The organism is Pseudomonas sp. GW101-3H06 (genome assembly GCF_059424605.1).
In genome coordinates, this window is the sequence record NZ_JBWKZO010000001.1 from 1,862,374 (window position 1) to 1,882,891 (window position 20,518).

Annotated in this window: 24 protein-coding genes; 15 read left to right on the forward strand and 9 right to left on the reverse strand. The window is 59.9% G+C overall.

The annotated features are described in order from the left end of the window. The first annotated feature begins 182 nt into the window (after positions 1 to 182). The 4 genes from AC07ZE_RS08545 to AC07ZE_RS08560 all read left to right on the forward strand — a co-directional run bounded on the left by AC07ZE_RS08545 (position 183) and on the right by AC07ZE_RS08560 (position 4,493). Positions 183 to 896 (forward strand): GntR family transcriptional regulator, encoded by a 714-nt coding sequence (locus tag AC07ZE_RS08545; protein WP_175389712.1) that lies wholly within the window; start codon positions 183 to 185, stop codon positions 894 to 896. After that, positions 893 to 1,891, forward strand: a complete 999-nt coding sequence (locus tag AC07ZE_RS08550; RefSeq protein ID WP_207263338.1) for an ADP-ribosylglycohydrolase family protein — start codon at positions 893 to 895, stop codon at positions 1,889 to 1,891. The genes AC07ZE_RS08545 and AC07ZE_RS08550 overlap by 4 nt, the downstream gene beginning before the upstream one ends. Positions 1,892 to 2,104: 213 nt before the next feature. Continuing rightward, on the forward strand, positions 2,105 to 3,571 hold the full coding sequence (locus AC07ZE_RS08555) for a purine-cytosine permease family protein (protein WP_207263340.1): 1,467 nt from the start codon (positions 2,105 to 2,107) through the stop codon (positions 3,569 to 3,571). Further along, positions 3,564 to 4,493, forward strand: coding sequence for a PfkB family carbohydrate kinase (locus AC07ZE_RS08560; protein ID WP_207263342.1), 930 nt, complete (start codon positions 3,564 to 3,566; stop codon positions 4,491 to 4,493). The genes AC07ZE_RS08555 and AC07ZE_RS08560 overlap by 8 nt, the downstream gene beginning before the upstream one ends. A 109-nt stretch (positions 4,494 to 4,602) precedes the next feature. Here AC07ZE_RS08560 and AC07ZE_RS08565 read toward each other — a convergent pair whose 3' ends face one another. The 3 genes from AC07ZE_RS08565 to AC07ZE_RS08575 all read right to left on the reverse strand — a co-directional run bounded on the left by AC07ZE_RS08565 (position 4,603) and on the right by AC07ZE_RS08575 (position 6,525). Then, the gene (locus AC07ZE_RS08565) at positions 4,603 to 4,857 is read right to left on the reverse strand and encodes a hypothetical protein (RefSeq protein ID WP_095195589.1); all 255 of its coding nucleotides are present in this window, start codon (positions 4,855 to 4,857) and stop codon (positions 4,603 to 4,605) included. A gap of 39 nt (positions 4,858 to 4,896) precedes the next feature. Continuing rightward, positions 4,897 to 5,235 carry a hypothetical protein gene (locus tag AC07ZE_RS08570; protein ID WP_207263345.1) on the reverse strand — a complete coding sequence of 113 codons (339 nt, stop codon included), beginning with the start codon at positions 5,233 to 5,235 and terminating at the stop codon, positions 4,897 to 4,899. 84 nt (positions 5,236 to 5,319) lie between these two features. After that, the gene (locus AC07ZE_RS08575) at positions 5,320 to 6,525 is read right to left on the reverse strand and encodes an MFS transporter (protein WP_207263347.1); all 1,206 of its coding nucleotides are present in this window, start codon (positions 6,523 to 6,525) and stop codon (positions 5,320 to 5,322) included. Positions 6,526 to 6,721: 196 nt separating this feature from the next. Here AC07ZE_RS08575 and AC07ZE_RS08580 point away from each other — a divergent pair, with 196 nt between their 5' ends. The 6 genes from AC07ZE_RS08580 (at position 6,722) to AC07ZE_RS08605 (ending at position 12,584) form a co-directional block, all read left to right on the forward strand. Further along, the gene (locus tag AC07ZE_RS08580) at positions 6,722 to 7,204 is read left to right on the forward strand and encodes a GNAT family N-acetyltransferase (RefSeq protein ID WP_207263350.1); all 483 of its coding nucleotides are present in this window, start codon (positions 6,722 to 6,724) and stop codon (positions 7,202 to 7,204) included. Between the two features lie 186 nt (positions 7,205 to 7,390). Next, positions 7,391 to 8,383, forward strand: a complete 993-nt coding sequence (locus tag AC07ZE_RS08585) for a 2-dehydro-3-deoxygalactonokinase (protein ID WP_207263352.1) — start codon at positions 7,391 to 7,393, stop codon at positions 8,381 to 8,383. Between the two features lie 19 nt (positions 8,384 to 8,402). Then, on the forward strand, positions 8,403 to 9,023 hold the full coding sequence (locus AC07ZE_RS08590; RefSeq protein ID WP_207263354.1) for a 2-dehydro-3-deoxy-6-phosphogalactonate aldolase: 621 nt from the start codon (positions 8,403 to 8,405) through the stop codon (positions 9,021 to 9,023). Between the two features lie 48 nt (positions 9,024 to 9,071). Then, on the forward strand, positions 9,072 to 10,220 hold the full coding sequence (dgoD, locus tag AC07ZE_RS08595) for a galactonate dehydratase (protein WP_207263356.1): 1,149 nt from the start codon (positions 9,072 to 9,074) through the stop codon (positions 10,218 to 10,220). Between the two features lie 189 nt (positions 10,221 to 10,409). Next, positions 10,410 to 11,720 carry an MFS transporter gene (locus AC07ZE_RS08600; protein WP_207263358.1) on the forward strand — a complete coding sequence of 437 codons (1,311 nt, stop codon included), beginning with the start codon at positions 10,410 to 10,412 and terminating at the stop codon, positions 11,718 to 11,720. Between the two features lie 60 nt (positions 11,721 to 11,780). Continuing rightward, complete coding sequence (locus AC07ZE_RS08605; protein ID WP_207263360.1) at positions 11,781 to 12,584, forward strand: IclR family transcriptional regulator; 804 nt, start codon at positions 11,781 to 11,783, stop codon at positions 12,582 to 12,584. Positions 12,585 to 12,594: 10 nt separating this feature from the next. On the opposite strand, the gene AC07ZE_RS08610 is transcribed toward AC07ZE_RS08605, so the two are convergent. Beyond that, positions 12,595 to 12,873, reverse strand: a complete 279-nt coding sequence (locus AC07ZE_RS08610) for a hypothetical protein (RefSeq protein WP_207263362.1) — start codon at positions 12,871 to 12,873, stop codon at positions 12,595 to 12,597. Between the two features lie 169 nt (positions 12,874 to 13,042). After that, on the reverse strand, positions 13,043 to 13,777 hold the full coding sequence (locus tag AC07ZE_RS08615; RefSeq protein ID WP_207263364.1) for a DUF899 domain-containing protein: 735 nt from the start codon (positions 13,775 to 13,777) through the stop codon (positions 13,043 to 13,045). A gap of 177 nt (positions 13,778 to 13,954) precedes the next feature. On the opposite strand from AC07ZE_RS08615, the gene AC07ZE_RS08620 reads away from it, so the two are divergent. Then, the gene (locus AC07ZE_RS08620; protein ID WP_207263366.1) at positions 13,955 to 14,344 is read left to right on the forward strand and encodes a transcriptional regulator; all 390 of its coding nucleotides are present in this window, start codon (positions 13,955 to 13,957) and stop codon (positions 14,342 to 14,344) included. Positions 14,345 to 14,467: 123 nt separating this feature from the next. On the opposite strand, the gene AC07ZE_RS08625 is transcribed toward AC07ZE_RS08620, so the two are convergent. Continuing rightward, positions 14,468 to 15,337 (reverse strand): DUF6279 family lipoprotein, encoded by an 870-nt coding sequence (locus AC07ZE_RS08625; RefSeq protein ID WP_207263368.1) that lies wholly within the window; start codon positions 15,335 to 15,337, stop codon positions 14,468 to 14,470. A gap of 214 nt (positions 15,338 to 15,551) precedes the next feature. After that, positions 15,552 to 15,740, reverse strand: a complete 189-nt coding sequence (locus tag AC07ZE_RS08630; protein ID WP_028621608.1) for a PFL_1563 family small protein — start codon at positions 15,738 to 15,740, stop codon at positions 15,552 to 15,554. A 348-nt stretch (positions 15,741 to 16,088) separates the two neighbouring features. Here AC07ZE_RS08630 and AC07ZE_RS08635 point away from each other — a divergent pair, with 348 nt between their 5' ends. From AC07ZE_RS08635 to AC07ZE_RS08650, 4 genes are all read left to right on the forward strand, one after another. Next, positions 16,089 to 16,925: a CvfB family protein gene (locus AC07ZE_RS08635; RefSeq protein ID WP_207263370.1), complete on the forward strand. Its 837-nt coding sequence runs from the start codon at positions 16,089 to 16,091 to the stop codon at positions 16,923 to 16,925. A 150-nt stretch (positions 16,926 to 17,075) separates the two neighbouring features. Then, entirely contained in the window at positions 17,076 to 18,008 is a 933-nt protein-coding gene (locus AC07ZE_RS08640) for a DMT family transporter (RefSeq protein ID WP_207263372.1), read from the forward strand. A 78-nt stretch (positions 18,009 to 18,086) separates the two neighbouring features. Then, the gene (ptrR, locus tag AC07ZE_RS08645; RefSeq protein WP_207263374.1) at positions 18,087 to 18,980 is read left to right on the forward strand and encodes a putrescine utilization regulator PtrR; all 894 of its coding nucleotides are present in this window, start codon (positions 18,087 to 18,089) and stop codon (positions 18,978 to 18,980) included. A gap of 139 nt (positions 18,981 to 19,119) precedes the next feature. Next, entirely contained in the window at positions 19,120 to 19,248 is a 129-nt protein-coding gene (locus AC07ZE_RS08650) for a PA1414 family protein (RefSeq protein ID WP_007914492.1), read from the forward strand. 186 nt (positions 19,249 to 19,434) lie between these two features. Here AC07ZE_RS08650 and AC07ZE_RS08655 read toward each other — a convergent pair whose 3' ends face one another. Together AC07ZE_RS08655 and AC07ZE_RS08660 are read right to left on the reverse strand one after the other, a co-directional pair. Then, on the reverse strand, positions 19,435 to 19,686 hold the full coding sequence (locus tag AC07ZE_RS08655; RefSeq protein WP_207263376.1) for an acyl carrier protein: 252 nt from the start codon (positions 19,684 to 19,686) through the stop codon (positions 19,435 to 19,437). 57 nt (positions 19,687 to 19,743) lie between these two features. Then, complete coding sequence (locus AC07ZE_RS08660) at positions 19,744 to 20,469, reverse strand: MBL fold metallo-hydrolase (RefSeq protein ID WP_207263378.1); 726 nt, start codon at positions 20,467 to 20,469, stop codon at positions 19,744 to 19,746. Between the last annotated feature and the right edge of the window lie 49 nt (positions 20,470 to 20,518).

Consider the following 20,518-nt stretch of genomic DNA (forward strand, 5'->3'; position numbering starts at 1 on the left):
CATCCCTTGTGGGAGTGAGCCTGCTCGCGAAAGCGGTGGGTCTGACACGTTGATGCCGGATGTGCCGACGTCTTTGCGATCAGGTTCGCTCCCACATGGGTTACAACCAAACACCATTCCTTCCGTCATTGCCCCCAAAAATTCCTTGCCCACCACAACCCGTTTCGGGTATCAATTTGTACATGATTAGACAGGTACGATTCGACAAGAAACAACGGGTGGTCGACGAGCTCATCCGGCGCATTGAAAGTGGTCTCATGGAAGACGGCTTTCATCTGCCGGGCGAGCATCAGTTGGCTCAAGAATTTAAAGTCAGCCGAGGTACTTTGCGTGAAGCCCTGGCCGAATTGAAAAGGCGCAACTACATCGCGACGCAAAGCGGGGTGGGTTCTATCGTCACGTTCGACGGTGTGGCACTCGACCAGCGCAGCGGCTGGGCCCAGGCCCTGGCCGACAGCGGCGCGCTGGTCAATACCGAAGTGTTGCGGCTGGAGGCGGTGACCCGTCCTGACCTGCTGCCGCGTTTCGGCACCGACCAATTCATCACCCTCGACCGTCGCCGCCGCTCCAACGACGGCACGCTGGTTTCCCTCGAACGTTCATTGATGCCCGCTACTGGAGGCCTGGAAGGCCTGCCGCGGGTCGGTTTGATTGATAACTCCCTGACCATCACCCTGGCCGCCTACGGCTATATCGGTGAACGCGGCGATCAATGGATCGGCGCCGAACCGTTGAACGCCGAAGACGCCGAACTGTTGGGGCGTCCGGTCGGTACCGTATTCCTCAAGGCCTTGCGCACCACCTACGACCGGCAAAACCGCTTTATGGAGCAGGTCGAAAGCCTGCTCGATCCCGTGCATTTCCGTATGCACCTGCAATTTGGAACGATGAAATGACGGCGCTCAATCGTGCCCTGGGTGCGTTCTACGGTCTGGCCCTGGGCGACGCACTGGGCATGCCGACTCAATCCCTGAGCCGTGCCGAGATCAAGGTGCGCTTCGGTGAAATCATCGACCTGCAAGACGCTGGTCCTCTACAACCAATCGCCGCCAACATGCCGAAAGGCTCGATCACTGATGACACTGAGCAGGCGATCCTGGTCGGTCAGCTGTTGCTCGACGGCAAGGGCCGGATCGAACCGGCGCTGCTCGCCCAACGGCTGATCGAATGGGAAGCCGAAATGCAGGCCAGGGGCTCGCAGGATCTGCTCGGCCCTTCGACCAAGCGCGCCATCGAGATGATTCTCGCTGGCCATTCGGCGGAAGAAGCGGGGCGCTACGGCACCACCAATGGCGCGGCGATGCGTATCACCCCGGTGGGGATTGCCTCGGATGTCGCCGATCCCAAGCGTTTCATCGAGGCCGTGGTGCAGGCCTGTCAGGTCACCCACAACACCACGCTGGGCATTTCCAGTGCGGCGGCGGTGGCGGCGGTGGTCTCGGCCGGGATCAATGGCCTGGACCTGGGCGAGGCGTTGAACCTTGGCCAGCAAATGGCCCAGCAAGCGGAAAGCCATGGCCACTGGGTGGCCGGCGGACGAATCGCTTCGCGCATCAGTTGGGCACGGACCATAAGCGTCGACAACGACAAGGCGATGCTCGCCGATTTGCTGTACGACGTGATCGGCACCTCGGTGGCTTCGCAAGAATCGGTGGTGGTGTCGTTTGCCCTGGCCCAGCAAGTGGCCATTGGCGAAATGAATGCCTTCGAAGCACTGTGCATGGCGGCGAGCCTGGGTGGCGACACCGATACCATCGCGGCGATTCTTGGGGCGATGCTTGGGGCTTGTCTGGGGCTTGAGAGTTGGCCGGTGGCGTTGATCGATAAGGTCAAAGCGGTTAATGATCTGGCGCTTGAGCCGCTGGTGCAGGGGCTGTTGGCCTTGCGTTGACTGGGCTGACCTTTTCGCGAGCAGGCTCGCTCCCACACTGGGTCTGTAAGTGACATGAATCCGCCGTGGGAGCGAGCCTGCTCGCGAACGCCACGCCGCCGATTCAATCTGATAACCCGCAATGGAACGCACCAACACAGCCAGGACGGCCGGGATGTTGTGTCGATTTCCCTAATTGCCCACAAACACAAAAATGGCAACAGGAGCATTTTCATGAGTTCATCGAACGCCGGGCAGAGCGCCGGGCAACTGGAAACCCGCGGCATCGAGCCGGTGCCGGAAGCCGAGTGCAATGGTCATCCGTTGCAGCTGTTCTGGGTCTGGTTCGCGGCCAACATTTCCATCCTCGGGCTGCCGCTGGGCGCGACCCTCGTGGCCTTTCGCGGGCTGGCAATCTGGCAGGCGATCATCGTTGCGATACTGGGTGCCGCCGGTTCTTTCGCGGTGGTCGGGATCATTTCCATCGCCGGCCGTCGTGGCCGTGCACCCAGCCTGACCCTGTCCCGCGCGATCTTTGGTGTGCGGGGCAATATCGGTCCGACCCTGGTGTCGCTGATGTCGCGCCTGGGCTGGGAAACCGTCAACACCACCACCGCCGCCTTCGTGCTGCTGTCGCTGTGTTCAATCCTGTTCGGCTCGCCGGTGGAAGCGAAAAGCGCTCCAGTATTGACCCTGGTATTCATTGCGATTTTCGTGCTGCTGACTTTGTCGGTGTCCGGCCTCGGTCATGCGACATTGCTGGTGATTCAGAAGTGGGCAACCTACGTGTTCGGTGCGCTGAACATTCTGGTTGGCGGATTCCTCTGCGCCACCATCGATTGGAGTGCGGTATTTAACGCCACGCCGGCCCCCATGAGCGCGATGATCATCGGGATCGGCACCATGGCGGCTGGCACCGGGATCGGTTGGGCCAACGCCGGTGCGGACATGTCGCGCTATCAGCACCGCAGTGTCAAAGCCGTGCGCCTGGTGGCGTCGGCGGCATTCGGCGCGGGGATTCCGCTGGTACTGTTGATCACCCTCGGCGGCCTGCTGTCGGTGGGCAACAACGACCTGGCCCAGGCCACCGACCCGATCATCGCCATCCGTGACATGCTGCCGACCTGGATGGCCGTGCCGTACCTGATCACCGCATTCGGTGGGCTGCTGCTGTCGAACAACCTGTCGGTGTACTCCGCCGGCCTGACCACCTTGACCCTCGGCCTGAAGGTCAAACGCGTCTACGCCGTGGTGGTGGACATCGTCGCGATCTTCGCCGGTTCCATCTACTTCATGCTGATCGCCGACAGTTTCTACGGTCCGTTCATCACCTTCATTTCCCTGTTGGCTGTGCCGATCACGGCGTGGGTCGGGATCTTCGTGGTTGACCTGATCCACCGTCACTATTACAGCCCCAAGGACCTTCTGGACGTCAGCCCGAGCAGTGCCTACTGGTATCGCGGTGGCGTCGAGTGGCGAGCGTTCAGTGCCTGGGCGGTGGCGATCGTGCTGGGGTTCAGCTTCACCACCATCGGCACCACGGCAGAAAACGTCTGGTTCAAGGGCTTCCTGTCCGACTCGTGGCTGGGGCATAACGGCCTCGGCTGGATCGTGACCTTTGTGGTTGCCGGTGGCTTGTATTTTGTACTCGGCGGGGCGAAGGATCGTCGCGCTGCGCTGGTCGAGAATGCTCATGCCTAAGATGCTGTACACCGGCCAGGTCATCATCGACCTGGTCATGGCGGTGGACCAATTGCCGCAAGCGGGGGGCGACGCGCTGGCGCAATCGGCCAGTTTCGAAGCCGGTGGCGGCTTCAATGTGATGGCTGCCGCGCAGCGTAATGGCTTGCCGGTGGTCTACCTCGGTCGCCATGGCACCGGGCGTTTCGGCGACCTGGCCCGCGCAGCGATGCTGACCGAAGGTATCCACATCGGCATCGCCCATCCCGCCGAGCGCGATACCGGGTTGTGCGTAGCCATCACGGACGCTTCGGCCGAACGCAGTTTCGTGTCCTACATCGGCGCTGAAGGCGAATTGAATGCCGAGGACCTGGCCAGCGTGCCGGCCGAGGCGGGTGATTATGTCTGTGTCAGCGGCTACAGCCTGCTGCATGTCGGCAAGGCGCAGGCGCTGGTGGACTGGCTGCTGACGTTACCGGACGACATCAACGTGGTATTCGACCCGGGCCCGCTGGTGGATTCACCGGATGCGCCACTGATGAAGGCCTTGTTGCCGCGCATCGATCTGTGGACCAGCAATAGCGTCGAGGCACTGCGGTTTACCGGGGCGTCGGAGATCGATGAAGCGCTGGATCGCCTGGCCGAGCTTCTTCCCGCGAAAGTCTTGATGGTGGTGCGTGACGGACCACAAGGTTGTTGGATCAACTGGGGCTCCGAGCGTCGGCATGTACCGGGGTTCAAGGTTGAAGCAGTGGACAGCAATGGTGCTGGCGATGCTCACGCCGGAGTATTTGTGGCGGGATTGGCGCAAGGGTTGTCGGCACTTGATGCGGCGCGTCGGGCGAATGCGGCGGCGGCGTTGGCGGTGACTCGGTGGGGGCCGGCGACTTCGCCGGGACCTGCTGAGGTGGATGAGTTGATCAGCAAGTCATTCAGCGCTTGATCCATTGCTTTCGCGAGCAGGCTCGCTCCCACAGGGGACTTGTGTCGTTCGCCAATCCCTTGTGGGAGCGAGCCTGCTCGCGAAGGGGTCCTAATATTCAATACATAAATCAAACATCCAGCTTGCGTGCCGCTTCAACCCCGGCGGCGCTGAGTTTGATCGGCAGGTTCAGCGAGTGCTCGCCGGCTTCGTTGCACTGCACGTTGCCGTGCTGGATGAGTCCGCGTTCCTGCAGTGTGGCGAGGGTACTGGCCACGACTTTCTCCCCCCGGTAATTGTCCAGGACCTCCTTGCCCAAACCACTCGGGTGGGCGTGCAACAGGCGGGTCAGGACTTCTTTTTCCAGGTTTTTATCGACGTTCATGCTTACCTCTTCATGGTGATGGGAAGGTGTTGCGAGGAACTACTGACTGGCACCACCTTCGGACCCTGAGCCACCGGTGGTGGTTTTCGAGCCGACGCCAGAACCTGTGTTATCGGGTGTCCTTGTGTCCGGCAGGTTCAGCCCGCCTTGGCGACCGGTGTCGTTGCCCTGTGTCCGTGGATCGGTGCCGGTGGACGGCGGCAGGCTGCTGTCGACGCCCGTGCCGTTGGTGTTCATGCCGGGGGCGCTCTGGATGGCGGGGGCCTTGGGGCTTTCGACCGGGTTGGTCGGGCCGGTGCCGGACGCGGTGGTCGCGGCGATGGCGAGCGGGGACAGCAGGGCGGCGAGGGCGAGGGCGGTCAGCCTGGACGAGATCATGGTGGTGTCTCCCTTGATTGAGTGTCCTTACCTGACGTTGGTCCACCCCCGTTTCGAATTGGTGCCTGATGAACGACGAACGGTTCAGGCGTGCTGTAAGGTCTTTGCCCTAGTGCCCCGGCGCCAGATCAGTCGCCCCACGGTGATCAACCAGTTGAGCGAGGCGACCGCCAGCAGGGTGAGCAGCAACGTCACCATCCCATGCTCGACGATGATTTTTCCGGCGAGCAGCGGAAAGCCAAACACGCCGATGAAGTACGACAGGCTGAACAGCAACAAGGACTGTGCAGTGGTACCGGTCGGTGCCTCGTTGGCGGCCAGGCCATTGATCACCGAATAGGTCAGGCCGTAACCGACCCCGAGCATCACCGCCGCCAGTACGTAGCTGAAGCCGTCGTCGACCACAAAGCCGAACATCAGGAGCGAGCCCATCATCAGGCCCGACAGCAGGCACGACGCGCGCAACGGATCGCGTTTGACCACGATGCCGGCGATCAACAGGCGACTGCTGATCGCGGCGCTCATGAAACCAAGGAAGAACAGCGAATAGTCGAGCGAGCGGGCCGCTGCATAGCTGGTCTGGAAACTCGAAAGACCACCGAAAACGCACCCCCCGAGGCCGACCATGATGATCGGCAACACCGCCCGGGACGACATCACCTGCGCAGTTGCACGCCAGGAAATTCGCGACACGACAGTCGACGGCGCCGTGGCTTTTTCCAGGTGTCGATCCAGCCGCCAGAACAGCAGCACGCCGATCAGGCTGGCCAATGCAGCAAGGTAGAACGCCGCCGTCACCGGATAACCCAAGGCACTCGCTGCGCGCCCCAGCAAGGGGCCGCTGCCGATCCCGGCCATCATGCTGCCTGACAGCAAGGCAAAGTATTTGGCGCGCTGCGCGGGGGAGACCAGGCTCGCGACGATGATCGGCCCGAGGGTGTAAAACACGCCCCAGCCCAAGCCCAGCAACAGCCCGAAAAACAGCAATAGATTGCCGAAGCCCGGCGTCAGTGCAAAGCCCAGGCTGGCGGCCACCAGCAGGACGCCGAACAGCGCCACCGAACGCGCCGCGCCGAGCAAGTCGGACAGGTGACCGCAGACAATGACGGCTAAAAAGGTACTGAGCATCGCTGCCGAAATCACACTGCCGGCATCCTGCTCGTTACCCCCGTGCGAACCGATCAGCAGCGACAGTAAAAAGGTCGAACCGTAGGACAGCGACAGCAGGTAACTGGCCAGGCAAAACTGGCCGAACAACTTGCTGGAGACGGGAGGTGTTGCGGTAGACATGACGCGGTTCCTTGACCTGATAAATGCGCAGGTCATCTATCTATCACGCAACGCGCTTATGTTAGGTCCGAGCTTCGCGATGCCAGGGTTAGCGCGGGCCGGAGTAAAAGCTCCTGCAGATGTGGGATCAAGCTCCCTCGCCACAAATCCTGCGTCGAATTAGTATGGCGTTTTCCACTTCTGACAAGGCACGTCCATGACGATCGAAATCCGCCCGGCGACCCCCAGTGATGCTCCGCAAATTCTCGCGTTTATCACTGAACTGGCCGACTACGAACGTGCCCGCCATGAAGTCATTGCCAGCGTGACCGACATCGAGCGCAGCTTGTTCAGCGAAGGCGCCACCGCCCATGGTTTGATCTGCCTGCGCGACGGCGTGGCGATCGGCTTCGCGGTGTTCTTCTTCAGCTATTCCACCTGGTTGGGCAGTAACTGCCTGTACCTTGAAGACCTCTACATTACCCCGCAACAGCGTGGCGGCGGTGCGGGAAAAACCTTGCTGCGGCATCTGGCCAAGATCGCCTGCGCCAATGACTGCGGGCGTTTTGAATGGAGTGTGCTGGAGTGGAATACCCCGGCCATCGAATTCTACAAATCCCTGGGCGCGCAGCCGCAGGAAGAGTGGGTTCGCTATCGCATGGATGGCAAGGTGCTGCGCGAGTTCGCCGAAGGTCATTGATCGGCTTGTAAAAGATCGCAGCCTGCGGCTGCTCCAACAGGATCGCGGTCCATGTGGAGCTGTCGAAGGCTGCGATTTTTTTGCTTGTTTCTCAATATATGGGATTGATATTTATATATTGAGATTTATAAGTGTCCAGGTTTATAGTCCGCCTCACTCACTGCCAAAAACAGAACAGGTGAAGCGATGCGGGCGCAATTGATCGCGCTGGATTGGGGGACAACCTCATTACGTGCTTACAAACTTGCCGCGGGTGGCCAGGTGCTCGAGCAGCGTTCGCTGTCGTCGGGGATCATGCAGCTGCCCAAGGTGCCGCGAATCATCGACGGTCGCGAATGCACCGATGGTTTTGAACTGGCCTTCGATGAGGCCTGCGGTGACTGGCTCGATGCCCAACCCGATTTGCCGGTGATTGCCTGCGGCATGGTCGGCAGCGCCCAGGGCTGGCGCGAAGCGGCCTACCGCGATACACCGGCGAACGTCGCCAGTCTCGGAACCTCCCTGCAAATCGTGCGCAGCCTTCGCGGTGTCGACGTGCACATCGTGCCAGGGGTGATTCAGCGTTCGCACCTGCCCAACGTCATGCGCGGCGAAGAAACCCAGGTACTCGGCGTCCTGCAAACGCTGTCGAGCGAGGCGGGCGCCGATCTGCTGATCGGCCTGCCGGGCAGCCATTCGAAATGGGTGGAAGTGACCGAAGGCTGCATCGTGCATTTCGATACGTTCATGACCGGCGAAGTCTTCGCCGTGCTCAGCGAACACAGCATTCTGGGGCGCACGCAGCAACGCGGCGGCTCTTTCGATGGCGAGGCTTTCGATCGCGGCGTGCAGGTCGCTTTATCGGCGGACGGCGACATCGGTGTGCTGTCGACCCTGTTCAGTGCCCGCAGCCTGGGCCTGACCGGTGAACTGAGCGCCACCGCGCAGGCGGATTATCTGTCCGGCCTGCTGATTGGACATGAACTGGCAGCCCTGGCCAACGTTCAACGACGCCGACGCAATAGCGTGCACCTGCCTTCAATCATCCTGATCGGCAATTTCCAGCTGTGCAGCCGCTACAGCCGGGCCCTCGACGCCTGCGGTTTTGCCCAGGTGACCCTGGCCGAACAGGCCACCGAACGCGGGTTGTGGCAACTGGCGGTCGCCGCCGGGCTGATTGCCGCCAGCCCATCCCGTTAAACCTGACTGGAGTCCTGACATGCTCAAACAAGCACTGGCGCAAAACGGTCTGATCGCGATCCTGCGCGGCCTGCATCCGCAAGAAGCCGCCGCCATCGGAGAAGTCCTGTACGCGGCCGGATTTCGCGTCATCGAAGTGCCGCTCAATTCCCCCGAGCCGTACGAAAGTATCCGCATCCTGCGCAGTACCTTGCCCGCCGATTGCCTGATCGGTGCAGGCACGGTGCTGACGCCGGGGCAGGTCGAGCAAGTGAAGGCGGCGGGCGGTCAGGTGATCGTCATGCCCCACAGCGATCCCAAGGTGCTGCGCGCGGCGAAAGCGGCCGGTTTGTACCTGTCGCCGGGCGTCGCGACGCCGACCGAAGCCTTCGCGGCGCTGGCCGAAGGCGCGGATGTGCTGAAGATGTTCCCGGCCGAGCAGATGGGCCCGGCAGTCGTCAAAGCCTGGCTCGCGGTGCTGCCGGCCGGAACCATTCTGGCGCCGGTCGGCGGGATCACCCCGGACAACATGCAGGTGTTCATCGACGCGGGTGTCAAAGGCTTCGGCCTGGCTTCCGGCTTGTTCAAGCCGGGTATGACGCCTGAGCAAGTGTCGGTTAATGCCAAGGCCTATGTCGCTGCATGGAACGCTCTGCGTTAAGACTTTTCCGGCGCCGAGCGCGCTGCACAAAACAAGAGAGACAACCAGATGAAAATCACCAAACTGACCACCTTCATCGTTCCGCCGCGCTGGTGCTTCCTCAAGGTCGAAACCGACGAAGGCGTCACCGGCTGGGGCGAGCCCGTGGTCGAAGGCCGCGCTCACACCGTTGCCGCCGCCGTTGAAGAATTGTCCGACTACCTGATCGGCAAAGACCCACGCAACATTGAAGACATCTGGACCGTGCTTTACCGCGGTGGCTTCTATCGCGGCGGTGCGATCCACATGAGCGCCCTGGCCGGCATCGACCAGGCGTTGTGGGACATCAAGGGCAAGGCGTTGGGTGTGTCGGTCAGCGACCTGCTGGGCGGTCAGGTGCGGGACAAGATTCGCGTGTATTCGTGGATCGGCGGCGACCGTCCGGCAGACACCGCGCGGGCGGCAAAAGACGCGGTCAGCCGTGGTTTCACCGCGGTAAAAATGAACGGCACCGAAGAGTTGCAGTTCCTCGATACCTTCGAAAAGGTCGACCTGGCCCTGGCCAACGTCGCGGCGGTACGTGATGCGGTGGGTCCGAACGTGGGCATTGGCGTTGACTTCCATGGTCGGGTGCACAAGCCAATGGCCAAGGTGCTGATGAAGGAACTCGACCCCTACAAACTGATGTTCATCGAAGAGCCGGTACTCAGCGAAAACTACGAAGCGCTCAAGGAACTGGCGCCGCTGACCAGCACGCCGATTGCCCTGGGTGAGCGCCTGTTCTCGCGCTGGGATTTCAAGCGCGTGCTCAGCGAAGGCTATGTCGACATCATTCAGCCCGATGCGTCCCACGCCGGCGGCATCACCGAAACCCGCAAGATCGCCAACATGGCCGAGGCCTACGACGTGGCGTTGGCGCTGCATTGTCCGTTGGGCCCGATTGCATTGGCCGCGTGCCTGCAACTGGATGCGGTCTGCTACAACGCGTTCATCCAGGAACAAAGCCTGGGCATCCACTACAACGAGAGCAACGACCTGCTCGACTATGTGAAGGACCCACGGGTATTCGACTACGACAAAGGCTTCGTGAAGATCCCGAATGGCCCGGGTCTGGGCATCGAGATCAACGAGCAATACGTGATCGAACGCGCGGCCGTCGGCCACCGCTGGCGCAACCCGATCTGGCGCCACGCCGACGGCAGTTTTGCCGAGTGGTGAGTGCCTGACACACCACTGACCCCTGTGGGAGCCAGCCTGCTGGCGATTTGGTCGGCACACTCAGCATTTACGGTGACTGAGACACCGCTATCGCCAGCAGGCTGGCTCCCACAGTTTGATCTCCATTAGCAGTGGGATCTGCATAAACCCTGATTTCGACCTCAATAAACATAAGAAGAGGCTCTCCTCATGCAACCGCAAACCCTCACCGGGCAGGCGTCGTTGGTGACGCCCAGCCGCAAGCGGTTTTTCATCATGGTCCTGCTGTTCATCACCGTGGTGATCAACTACCTGGACCGCAGCAACCTGTCGATTGCCGCGCCGGCTCTGACCAGCGACCTGGGTATCGATCCGATTCACGTCGGCCTGATCTTTTCAGCCTTCGGCTGGACCTACGCCGCCATGCAGATTCCCGGTGGCTGGCTGGTGGACCGGGTACCGCCGCGCATTCTCTACAGCGTTGCACTGTTGCTGTGGTCGGTGGCCACGGTGATGCTCGGTTTCGCCGCCAGTTTCATTGCGCTGTTCGTGCTGCGCATGGCGGTAGGCGCCTTGGAGGCACCGGCCTATCCGATCAACAGCCGCGTCGTCACCACCTGGTTTCCGGAGCGCGAACGGGCTACGGCCATCGGTTTCTACACCTCCGGGCAGTTTGTCGGCCTGGCGTTCCTGACACCGGTACTGGCCTGGCTGCAGCATCACTATGGCTGGCACATGGTGTTCGTCAGTACGGGGGCGGTGGGCATTATCTGGGCCGTGATCTGGTACGCGGTCTATCGCGAACCCCGGGATTTCAAAGGTGCCAACGATGCCGAAATCGAGCTGATCCGCGAAGGCGGTGGGCTCGTCGACATCCAGTCCGAACAAGCCAAAGTCAAAGCCAAGTTCAGTTGGACCGACCTCGGCATTGTCCTGACCAAGCGCAAACTCTGGGGCATCTACCTCGGTCAGTTCTGCCTCAATTCGACGCTGTGGTTTTTCCTGACGTGGTTCCCGACCTATCTGGTGAAATATCGCGGTATGGACTTCATCAAGTCCGGCCTGCTGGCGTCGCTGCCGTTTCTCGCGGCTTTTGTCGGCGTGTTGTGCTCGGGTTTCTTCTCCGACTTGCTGATCCGTCGGGGTTATTCGGTAGGTTTCGCCCGCAAGTTACCGATCATCAGTGGTCTGCTGATTTCCACCTCGATCATCGGTGCCAACTTCGTTGAGTCGACGCCGCTGGTGATTGCCTTCCTCGCGCTGGCGTTTTTCGGCAACGGCCTGGCTTCGATCACATGGTCGCTGGTGTCGACCCTGGCGCCGGCGCGCTTGCTGGGTCTGACCGGTGGGGTGTTCAACTTCATCGGCAACCTGTCGGCCATCGCCACGCCGATCGTCATCGGTTTCCTCGCCACGGGCGATTCATTCGCACCGGCGATCACCTACATCTCGGTACTGGCGTTGATGGGGGCACTTTCCTACGTGTTGCTGGTGGGCAAGGTCGAGCGTATCAAGTTGTAGACTTGGCATGCGGGCGACCATAATGCCGCCCGTTCCCTCGCTCAACGGTAAAGGCTGGATATGCAGGAAGACGCCCCAAAAATCGCCAAGGACGCCGCGCCGACTGGCACCCAGACCCTGCTTCGCGGGTTGGGTGTGGTTCAGGCCGTAGCCAGTGGCGCCCGCGATCTCAAGGAAATCGCCCGGCTGATCGGCACCACGCGCAGCACCACCCATCGTCTGGCCAGTTGCCTGGTGGACGAACGTTATCTGCGGGTAGTGCCGCAAGTCGGTTATCTGCTGGGACCGAAGCTGATCGAACTGGGGTTTCAGGCGCGGGAAGAGCTGCCGTTGGTGACCCTGGCCGGGCCGTATCTGGATGAGCTGTCGGCGTTGACCGGCGACACCATTCACCTGGCCATCCGCGAGGGCGATGAGGTGCTGTACCTGCACAAGAACCCGGGGCGCAATGGCCCGGAAATGCGTTCGCGGGTCGGCCATCGCATGCCGCTGGCACGCACCGGGATCGGCAAGGCCCTGATGCTCGATGACACACAGCAAGAGTGGCAGCGGCTGTACGAAATCAGCCTGCCGGCAGGCGGGAAAAATCTGTTCTGGCCGCAGCATCCGGAGCAGTCCTGGGAGCAGTTCCAGCAGCGCATGCTCGAATATGTAGCCGGTGGCTACGCCTTCGATCTGGAAGACAACGAGCCGTCGATCCGCTGTGTGGCGGCACCAATCCGAGATGCCAGCAAGCGCATTGTCGCCGGCATCAGCATTGCCAGTACCGTGCCCTACATGCCGCTGGAAAAAATGGCCGAGCTGATTCCCCTGATCAAGGGGGTTACGGCCCGGTTGTCGTCAGAGCTGGGTTTGAAGGTATAAGACGCAAAGGTCAGGTTTCGGCTTTCTTCTCAGCCACACCCAGCTCTTTCAGGCGCTGATCGATCAACTGGCATTTATCCGGCAGATCCTTGGAGGCCGTTTCCAGATCCATCTTCTGCAACTCTTCGTTGATTTCCTTGGCCTTGGCCGGGTTCTGCTCGGTCAATTTGGTGACTTCCCTGGCCAACTGTTCGCGCTTGACGGTGGCTTCTTCAGGCGTACAGGTTGCCCAGGCGGGCAGGGCGCAGGCGAGGGTGGCGGCGAGGGTGAGCTTCAGCAGGGTTTTCATCGGTCAGGCCTCGGTTCCGGTTAAGGCGGGTTAACCGGTTGAGGGCTCCAGGGTTGAAAAAGTTCATACTCACGACTGGTCTGGGTCGTAGCAATAGTTTGAAAACACCACGTATCAACTGTGGGAGCGAGCAAGCCCGCTCCCACAAAGCGCCTGCGGTGCGCCCAGTTTATTCGCCATGACAGCAACTGGATTTCACCGCGTCCTCATACTTGTCGTGATGCCTTACCCACTCCATGATTTCCTCCTCATTGCGTCCTTTGGGCGTCAGGTCCAGGTAGTTGTAGGCACCGACCAGCAGGTCCAGACCACGGGCGTAGGTCGAGTAAGTATGAAAAATCTCACCGGCTTCATTGCGATAAAACACGCTGAGCCCTGGCAGTTCTTCTTCGGAGCCGTCGGTCTTTTCATAGTTGTAGGTGGCTTTGCCGGCGACAACGTCTTCGGCTCGGGCCGAGACGCCAAAGTCGTAGTTGAAGTCGCAGCCTTCAGATGACACCCAGTCAAATTTCCAGCCCATGCGCCGTTTGAAGGCCTGGAATTCGGCGAACGGGGCGTGGGAAACCGCCACTACTGCCACGTCGTGGTGAGCCAGGTGCTGATTGGCGCCGTCAAGGTGGTCGCAGAGGAACGAGCAACCGGGGCAGCCCTCGTCCCAACCTTCGGCGAACATGAAGTGGTAAATGATCAATTGGCTGCGGCCACCGAACAGGTCGGCGAGTTTCAGTTCGCCTTGCGGCCCCTGGAAGTGATAGTCCTTGTCGATTTTCACCCAGGGCAGGGCGCGGCGTTCGGCGCTGAGTCTGTCCCGTTCCTTGGTGAAGGCCTTTTCATGTGCCAAGTGCTGTTTGCGGGCGGCGAGCCATTCTTCCCGGGACACGACGGGATGATTCTGAATGTTCATGGTGATTTCTCCTGCGTGGGGCTGGGAGGGGACTTACACAGCCTAGTCGTTTGGCCCTGGGGTAATTCGACATACCGCCGGTCGGTCGTAGCAAGGACCTGAGCTGAACGGCTACCGACCACGCCGGTCACAACCTATGAAGCCCTCTCACTCTCGGGCATCGGAGGTTGAATCAGGATGACGACTTATAACTGGGATCTGATTGAGCGTTTATTGCACGAAGTGCAGCGCGGCGAAGCCAGCTTCACGCCACGGCCTTATGCTGAACAATACGTGGCGGCCAAAACAGCCGAAGGCGAGGTCACTGAAAACCTCGACCATTTGAAAGCTGTGGCTGGTGAGTATGAAAAATTGCTGTTGGCGCGAGGCTATATCGAACCCCGGCCCGAGGATCAGGGGGGTACGGGTTCCAATTACATTTTGACGATGCGCGGTTCGAGGTTATTGAGCCTGATCGACGGCAGCATTCCCGGTAATGAGCATCCGCGCCAGGTGCTGGATGAGCAGGAAGATGCTCTGGATGAAATGACGTTTGATGAAGTGGCTTCCAAGGCGCAGATTGCTTGAGAACCACAAGTACCCCTTGTGGGAGCGAGCCTGCTCGCGAAGAGGGCATTCCATTCAACATTGATTCTGAATGGAAAACCGCTTCGCGAGCAGGCTCGCTCCCACATTAGATCCATGTTGTGCTTAACCTCGTTGTGCAGCCTTCAGACACTTCAAATCACTGAAGTCCTTTCGCACTCCCTCGATTTTCGTCAGCAACCGCTCACGTTGCTGCGGCGTGCTTTGCGCCATCAAGTCCACGAACAGTGAACGCGCCTGGGCCTCGGTTTTGGCGAAGGCTTCGCGGTAGGCCGGTGTCCACAAGCGCTCTCGATTCACCAGAAGTGTCTCGATTCGCTGTGGAAATTCGGGGCTGTGACGTTGCGCAACAGCCGCACTGAATTGCTTCTGCCAGTGGACGCGGTTGGCGAGCCACTGCGTATTCTGGTCACCCAGAGCGTTGGACCACGCCACGACGCGTTGTTGCTGAGGGGGAGCGAGTGGCCCGAGCCAGGCATCCAGGCGTTTTTCCATGCGTTCACCTCGGTCCTTGATCTGCTGATCAAGGGACGGCTTGAGATACAGCGCCTGGCGTTTGCGTTGGTCATTGGCGAAGGCCTCGTTCATTTCGGCGACCTGCTGGTCATCCAGTCCTTGCAGCAATTCAATGGCGGACGGGGTGATTTCCCGCGCGGTCTCGGCGATCGCCTGTTCGGCTTCTTCGGTGCGGGCTTGCAATGCGGCATCGGTGACCTGATTGGTCGCGACCATAGTCTGCAAGCGATCCAGCCAGTCCAGATAGCCTGGCAGTTGTGTGGTGCAGTGCCAGGTCAGGTGCTCCTTGAGGCGTTCGTTCAACCAGCCTTTTTGCTCGCCGTTCATGTCCAGGTAATCGCTGAGCGTCCAGGGGATGATTACGTCGAGGTTGCGGTAGGCCAGGCCCATACGGCTGCACGCGCCGAGAGCGAGCGTCACGGTGAGCACGAAAGCGAGCTGTTTCAACCTGCGGGACATGGGCGAATCCTTGCGAAAGCCTGGCTTCGGGGACTGATTCTCATGTGAACGCAGGATGAGCCCGGCAGTTCAGCCGATCAATAGACGGCGCACTGTGGCGTTGTTTCTGTACATGTCTTTTGGGGGAGGTGTTGCGGGGGAGGGTTCCAGTCCAAGCGCTTCGAAGCTCAAAGCGCTTGTGGACCAGGTGATGCGAGGTATTACTTTTGGGCTTTTATTTTTTGCCCAGGGTGATCTGCTTGGACGGGCCGAACGTCTGGCCGCTGACGCCCTTGGCAATTTGCTGGATTTCACCGCCGGATTTGAGGAACGCAGCAATCTGGTTGTTGATCGATTCGCTGGTTTCGACGGCTGGAGCTGGCTTTGCTTTGCTGGTGGATGCTTTTACGCGCATGGCGGCCATTAACCTGTAGAAAATTAACTTGGCCATGCATCGTACAGCAATTACCTGCAATTTGCTTGGTAATTATCCTCTGGATGACCGAGGGGGATGGAGATAATGAGCGGATTATTATTAGATAATTGCCTCTAAGTCGCTGTTTTAAATAAAAACGTGGTCCGCAAAAACAGGATGCCGTGCTGGGTCGGCAACGATGAAAATCCTCGGGGCGGTCTGACGAGCGGCGGGACTCTCACGGTAAACCCAGGAAAATCAAGGCCTGCAGAGGAATTTCTCGCGCCGGTGGGCTGGCCGCCGAACGCGGCCCGCAAAACCGGGTAGAATGCCGCCCATGCAATGAGGGTATTGGACATGGCTTTAGTCGGGCGTTACAACAGTTTGCAAGTGGTTAAACACACTAACTTCGGTTTATATCTGGACGGTGGCGCGGATGGCGAAATTCTTTTGCCTAATCGTTATATTCCAAAAGATATTCCCAGCGAAGATGAAGACTGGCTCAATGTTTTTGTTTATCTGGACAGCGATGACAAACTTATCGCGACGACTGAAAAACCGAAAGTTCAAGTCGGTGAATTTGCCAGTTTGAAAGTTGTTGAAGTCAACAGTATTGGTGTGTTCCTCGATTGGGGGTTGCCAAAGGATCTATTGCTGCCGTTTTCGGAAGAAAAGCGCCAGATGACGGCCGGCGAATACGCAGTGGTGCATGTCTATCTCGACAAACACACCCGTCGCATCACCGCGACGGCGCGCCTGGACCGCTATCTGGACAAGACCCCGGCCAACTACACTCCGGGCCAGGAGGTCGACTTGCTGGTTGCCGAAGCCACCGACATGGGTTTCAAGGCAATCATCAACAACAAGCACTGGGGCCTGATTCACAAGAACGAAATCTTCAAGTTCATGCGTGCGGGCAAGGAAGAGAAAGGCTTCATCAAGGAAGTTCGTGCCGATGGTAAAATCAGCCTGAGTCTGCAACCGGTCGGCCAGGAAGCGGCCTCCAGCCTGAACTCGAAGATCCTCGCCAAGTTGCGCGAGAACAACGGCACCCTGCCGGTCAGCGACAAGAGCGACCCGACCGTAATCAGTAGCATGTTCGGCGTCAGCAAAGGCAACTTCAAGAAGGCCATCGGTGCGCTGTACAAGAATGGCCAGATTGTCATTCATGCTGATCGAATTGAATTGAGCTGATCTTCGTCCCCTGGGGCAGCACATACAGGGGCAATTTCTGCCCATCTGGTTAATAATCGATAGAATGTTTTTTCGCCCCGGCCATGCGCCGGGGTTTTGTTTTTACTGCCGAGTCACTGCCATGGATTGTGTCGTTGTCGAGGTTTTCCGGTGAGCGCCACCCGGCGTAGCGCCGATGGATTTGCCCTGCAAGTGATGTTGGGGTTGTGCCTGGTCTGGGGTGTTCAGCAGGTGATGATCAAGTGGGCCGCGCCCGACATTGCCCCAGTCATGCAGGCGGCCGCGCGTTCCGGCATGTCTGCGTTGCTGGTGGGGTTGCTGATCTGCTGGAGGGGCGGTTGGAATCAGGTCGGTGCAACCTGGCGAGGTGGCTTGTTGGCCGGCGCCTTGTTCGGTCTGGAGTTCTTCTTCATTTCCGAAGGCCTGCAATTGACCACGGCCGCGCACATGTCGGTATTCCTCTACACCGCACCGATTTTCACCGCGCTGGGTGTGCACTGGCTATTGCCGAGCGAGCGTTTGCGGCCTGTGCAATGGCTGGGAATTTTCCTCGCGTTCGTCGGGATCGCCATTGCGTTTGCCGGTGGCCTGTCCTGGGACAACCTCGATTACCGGATGTTGATGGGCGATGCGCTGGGCGTGCTGGCCGGTGCGGCGTGGGGCGCGACCACGGTGGTGGTGCGGGCTTCGCGATTGTCGGAGGCGCCGGTGACCCTGACGCTGTTCTATCAGTTGATCGTCGGCTTCATCGGTCTGTTGTTGATCGCGCTGCTCAGCGGACAGATCACCCACGTCAGTTTGACCGGCGTGGCGATTGCCAGTGTGCTGTTTCAAGGCGTGGTGGTGTCGTTCTTCAGCTACCTGATCTGGTTCTGGTTACTGCGCCGGTATCTGGCGGCAAACCTGGCGGTGTTTTCGTTCATGACGCCGTTGTTTGGCGTTACGTTTGGGGTGGTGTTGCTGGGGGAAAAACTGACCCTGAACTTTGTCATGGGCGCGGTGCTGGTGCTGCTGGGCATCACCTTTGTCAGCGCTGAGCAGTGGGTACGTCGCCGGTTGCGCAGAGCACTTGGGCAGCCCTGAGCACCTTCGCGCTCGGATGAATTGACATTCTTTGAAAAAGAACAATAGTGAGCCACTTGTTCTTGTTTGGAGAATGTCATGGAGTTCAGCCAGTTGCGGATTTTCCAGGCGGTGGCGCAAGAGGAGTCCATCACCCGCGCCGCCGAGCGCCTGCACCGCGTGCCGTCCAACCTGTCGACCCGGCTCAAGCAGCTGGAGGAACAGTTGGGGGTCGAACTGTTCGTTCGCGAGCGTCAGCGTTTGCAGTTGTCGCCTGCGGGAAAAGTCCTGCTGGATTACACCGCCAAGCTGTTCGCGTTGCACGATGAAGCCCATGCCGCGGTGCAGGGTGGACAACCGGCCGGCGACTTCGTGCTCGGCACCATGTACAGCACCGCCGCCATTCACCTCCCGGCGTTGTTGGCGCGCTACCACAAGCGTTACCCGGCGGTGAATTTGCAAGTGCAGTCCGGACCCAGCGGTGAATTGCTGGAAGGTTTGCTCACCGGCCGGCTCGATGCGGCGCTGGTGGACGGTCCACCCGAACTGGCCATGCTCGATGGTGTGTTGCTGTGCGAGGAACGGCTGGTGCTGATCAGCGAGGCGGATCATCCGCCGGTACTCAGCGCGCGGGACGTGGAAGGGCGTTCGGTATTCACCTTTCGCCAGGGCTGTTCCTACAGGATGCGCCTGGAATCCTGGTACTCCCGGGACCACGCGGTCATGGGACGGGCGATTGAGATCGAATCCTATCCGGGGATGCTCGCCTGTGTGATTGCCGGTTCCGGCGTGGCATTGATGTCGGAGTCAATGCTTGCCAGCCTGCCGGGCCGCGAAAGTGTGACGGTCCATCCTCTGCCTGAGCCGTTTGCCACGGCCACGACCTGGCTGATGTGGCGCAAGGGCATGGCCGGGGCCAACCTGAATGCGTGGATCGAGGAGCAGCGGGCGCTCTATCCGTCGGCGCAAATTCCAGCCCGGGCGATTGCATGATTTAATGCGGTCGGATTGTGAGCCATTCAGTAACAGATCATTGCCACTTTGGGCGAGCATTGCTCAGGACTTCGGACTATTATCAGTTCGAAGCGGCTACAGAATTCCGGTCGCTCGGCACTACCCTGAAGGGGGCATCATGAAAGAGAAAATCCAAAACTGGCTGCATGACCTGGGTGTCGCGCTCGGTTTGATCGAACCGCCTCTGCAACCTGTGCCAATTCGCACCGACGACGAACAACGCCGACGCCAGCAGCGTCGCCGGTAAGCGAACAAGCGTTGGGAGAGGGTGCTTTTGTGGCGAGGGAGCTTGCTCCCGCGGGGCTGCGAAGCGGCCCCTCTTCATTGCACGGTTTCATTTGTGGCGCTTGGACAGGTTTGCGCGGGCTTCGCCCTCGAACGTGAGCAAGCTCCCTCGTCACAGAGGGTGTAGCGGCGGTGATGGCGTGTGGTTTCAATGCCGCCCAATCTCCATCAAAAACCGGCTCAAGTCATTCGCCGTCCTGGCCGTCTTGAGCATCCGGTCTTCCTCGGCGGTAAACGCCGTCAAGCCGAGTTCATCTTCCAGATGGAAGATCAGCTCTTCGATATCCGTTTTATCCAATCCCAACTGCGCCAGACTGGCGTCGTCGTCGAAGTCATCCTGACCCTCCAGCAGGCGGCTGATGTAGCGGTGCACGGCGGCGCGAATGGCGGCTTTGTTCATGATGACTCTTCAAGGGCGTTGTTGTTTTATTGGCCCTGGGCTTGAGTACAGCAGGCTTCAGCCGTGTGAGCGTTGCCACTCGTCAATCATGTGGCGTAGATGATCCCCGGAAAAACTGTCGAAATGCCCGCCATGCACCGTGCGGATCGGCAGGGCGCGCAAGCGTTGCAGGCTGCGAGCGTAGTCATCGAGGTTGGAGTGGTAGGCGTCCTCGATCAGCGGCCCGTCGTAGATGATGTCGCCGCTGAACAGGGTCTCGGTCGCGGCTTCGTACAGGCTGATGCCGCCCGGCGAGTGTCCCGGCGTGTGCAGCACTTGCAGAACCCGGTCGCCCAGGTCCAGTACATCGCCTTCTTCGATCAAGCCCGTTGCCGGGGCAGCCTTGACCCGATACTCGGCGTAGCACAATGGACAATCGGGGTGCGCCTCGAACATGTCGTCGCCGACAAATGCCCGGCTCAAATCGTTTTCACCGTCAGGGGCAGCCAGGATCTGCGCTTCGGCCGGGTGTACCAGGCGTTCGGAAAATTCGTGATGACCGGCAATGTGGTCGAAATGGCAGTGGCTGGCCACCGCTACCAGGGGCCGCTCGGTGATCCACGGCAATTGCTCGCGCAGGCTGACGAGCCCGGAACCGCTGTCCAGCAGCAGATCCTTGTCACGGCCCTGAATATGCCAAAGGTTGCAGCGGTAGAAAGGGCGGATGTAAGGCTCGTGAATCAGGCGGATGCCGTCGCTGAGTTGCTTGACCTCGAACCATTGATCGCGAGAAACAATCTTCATCAAAACTTTCCTCCAGACGAAAAAAAACGGGTGTGGCACGGGGGTGTCC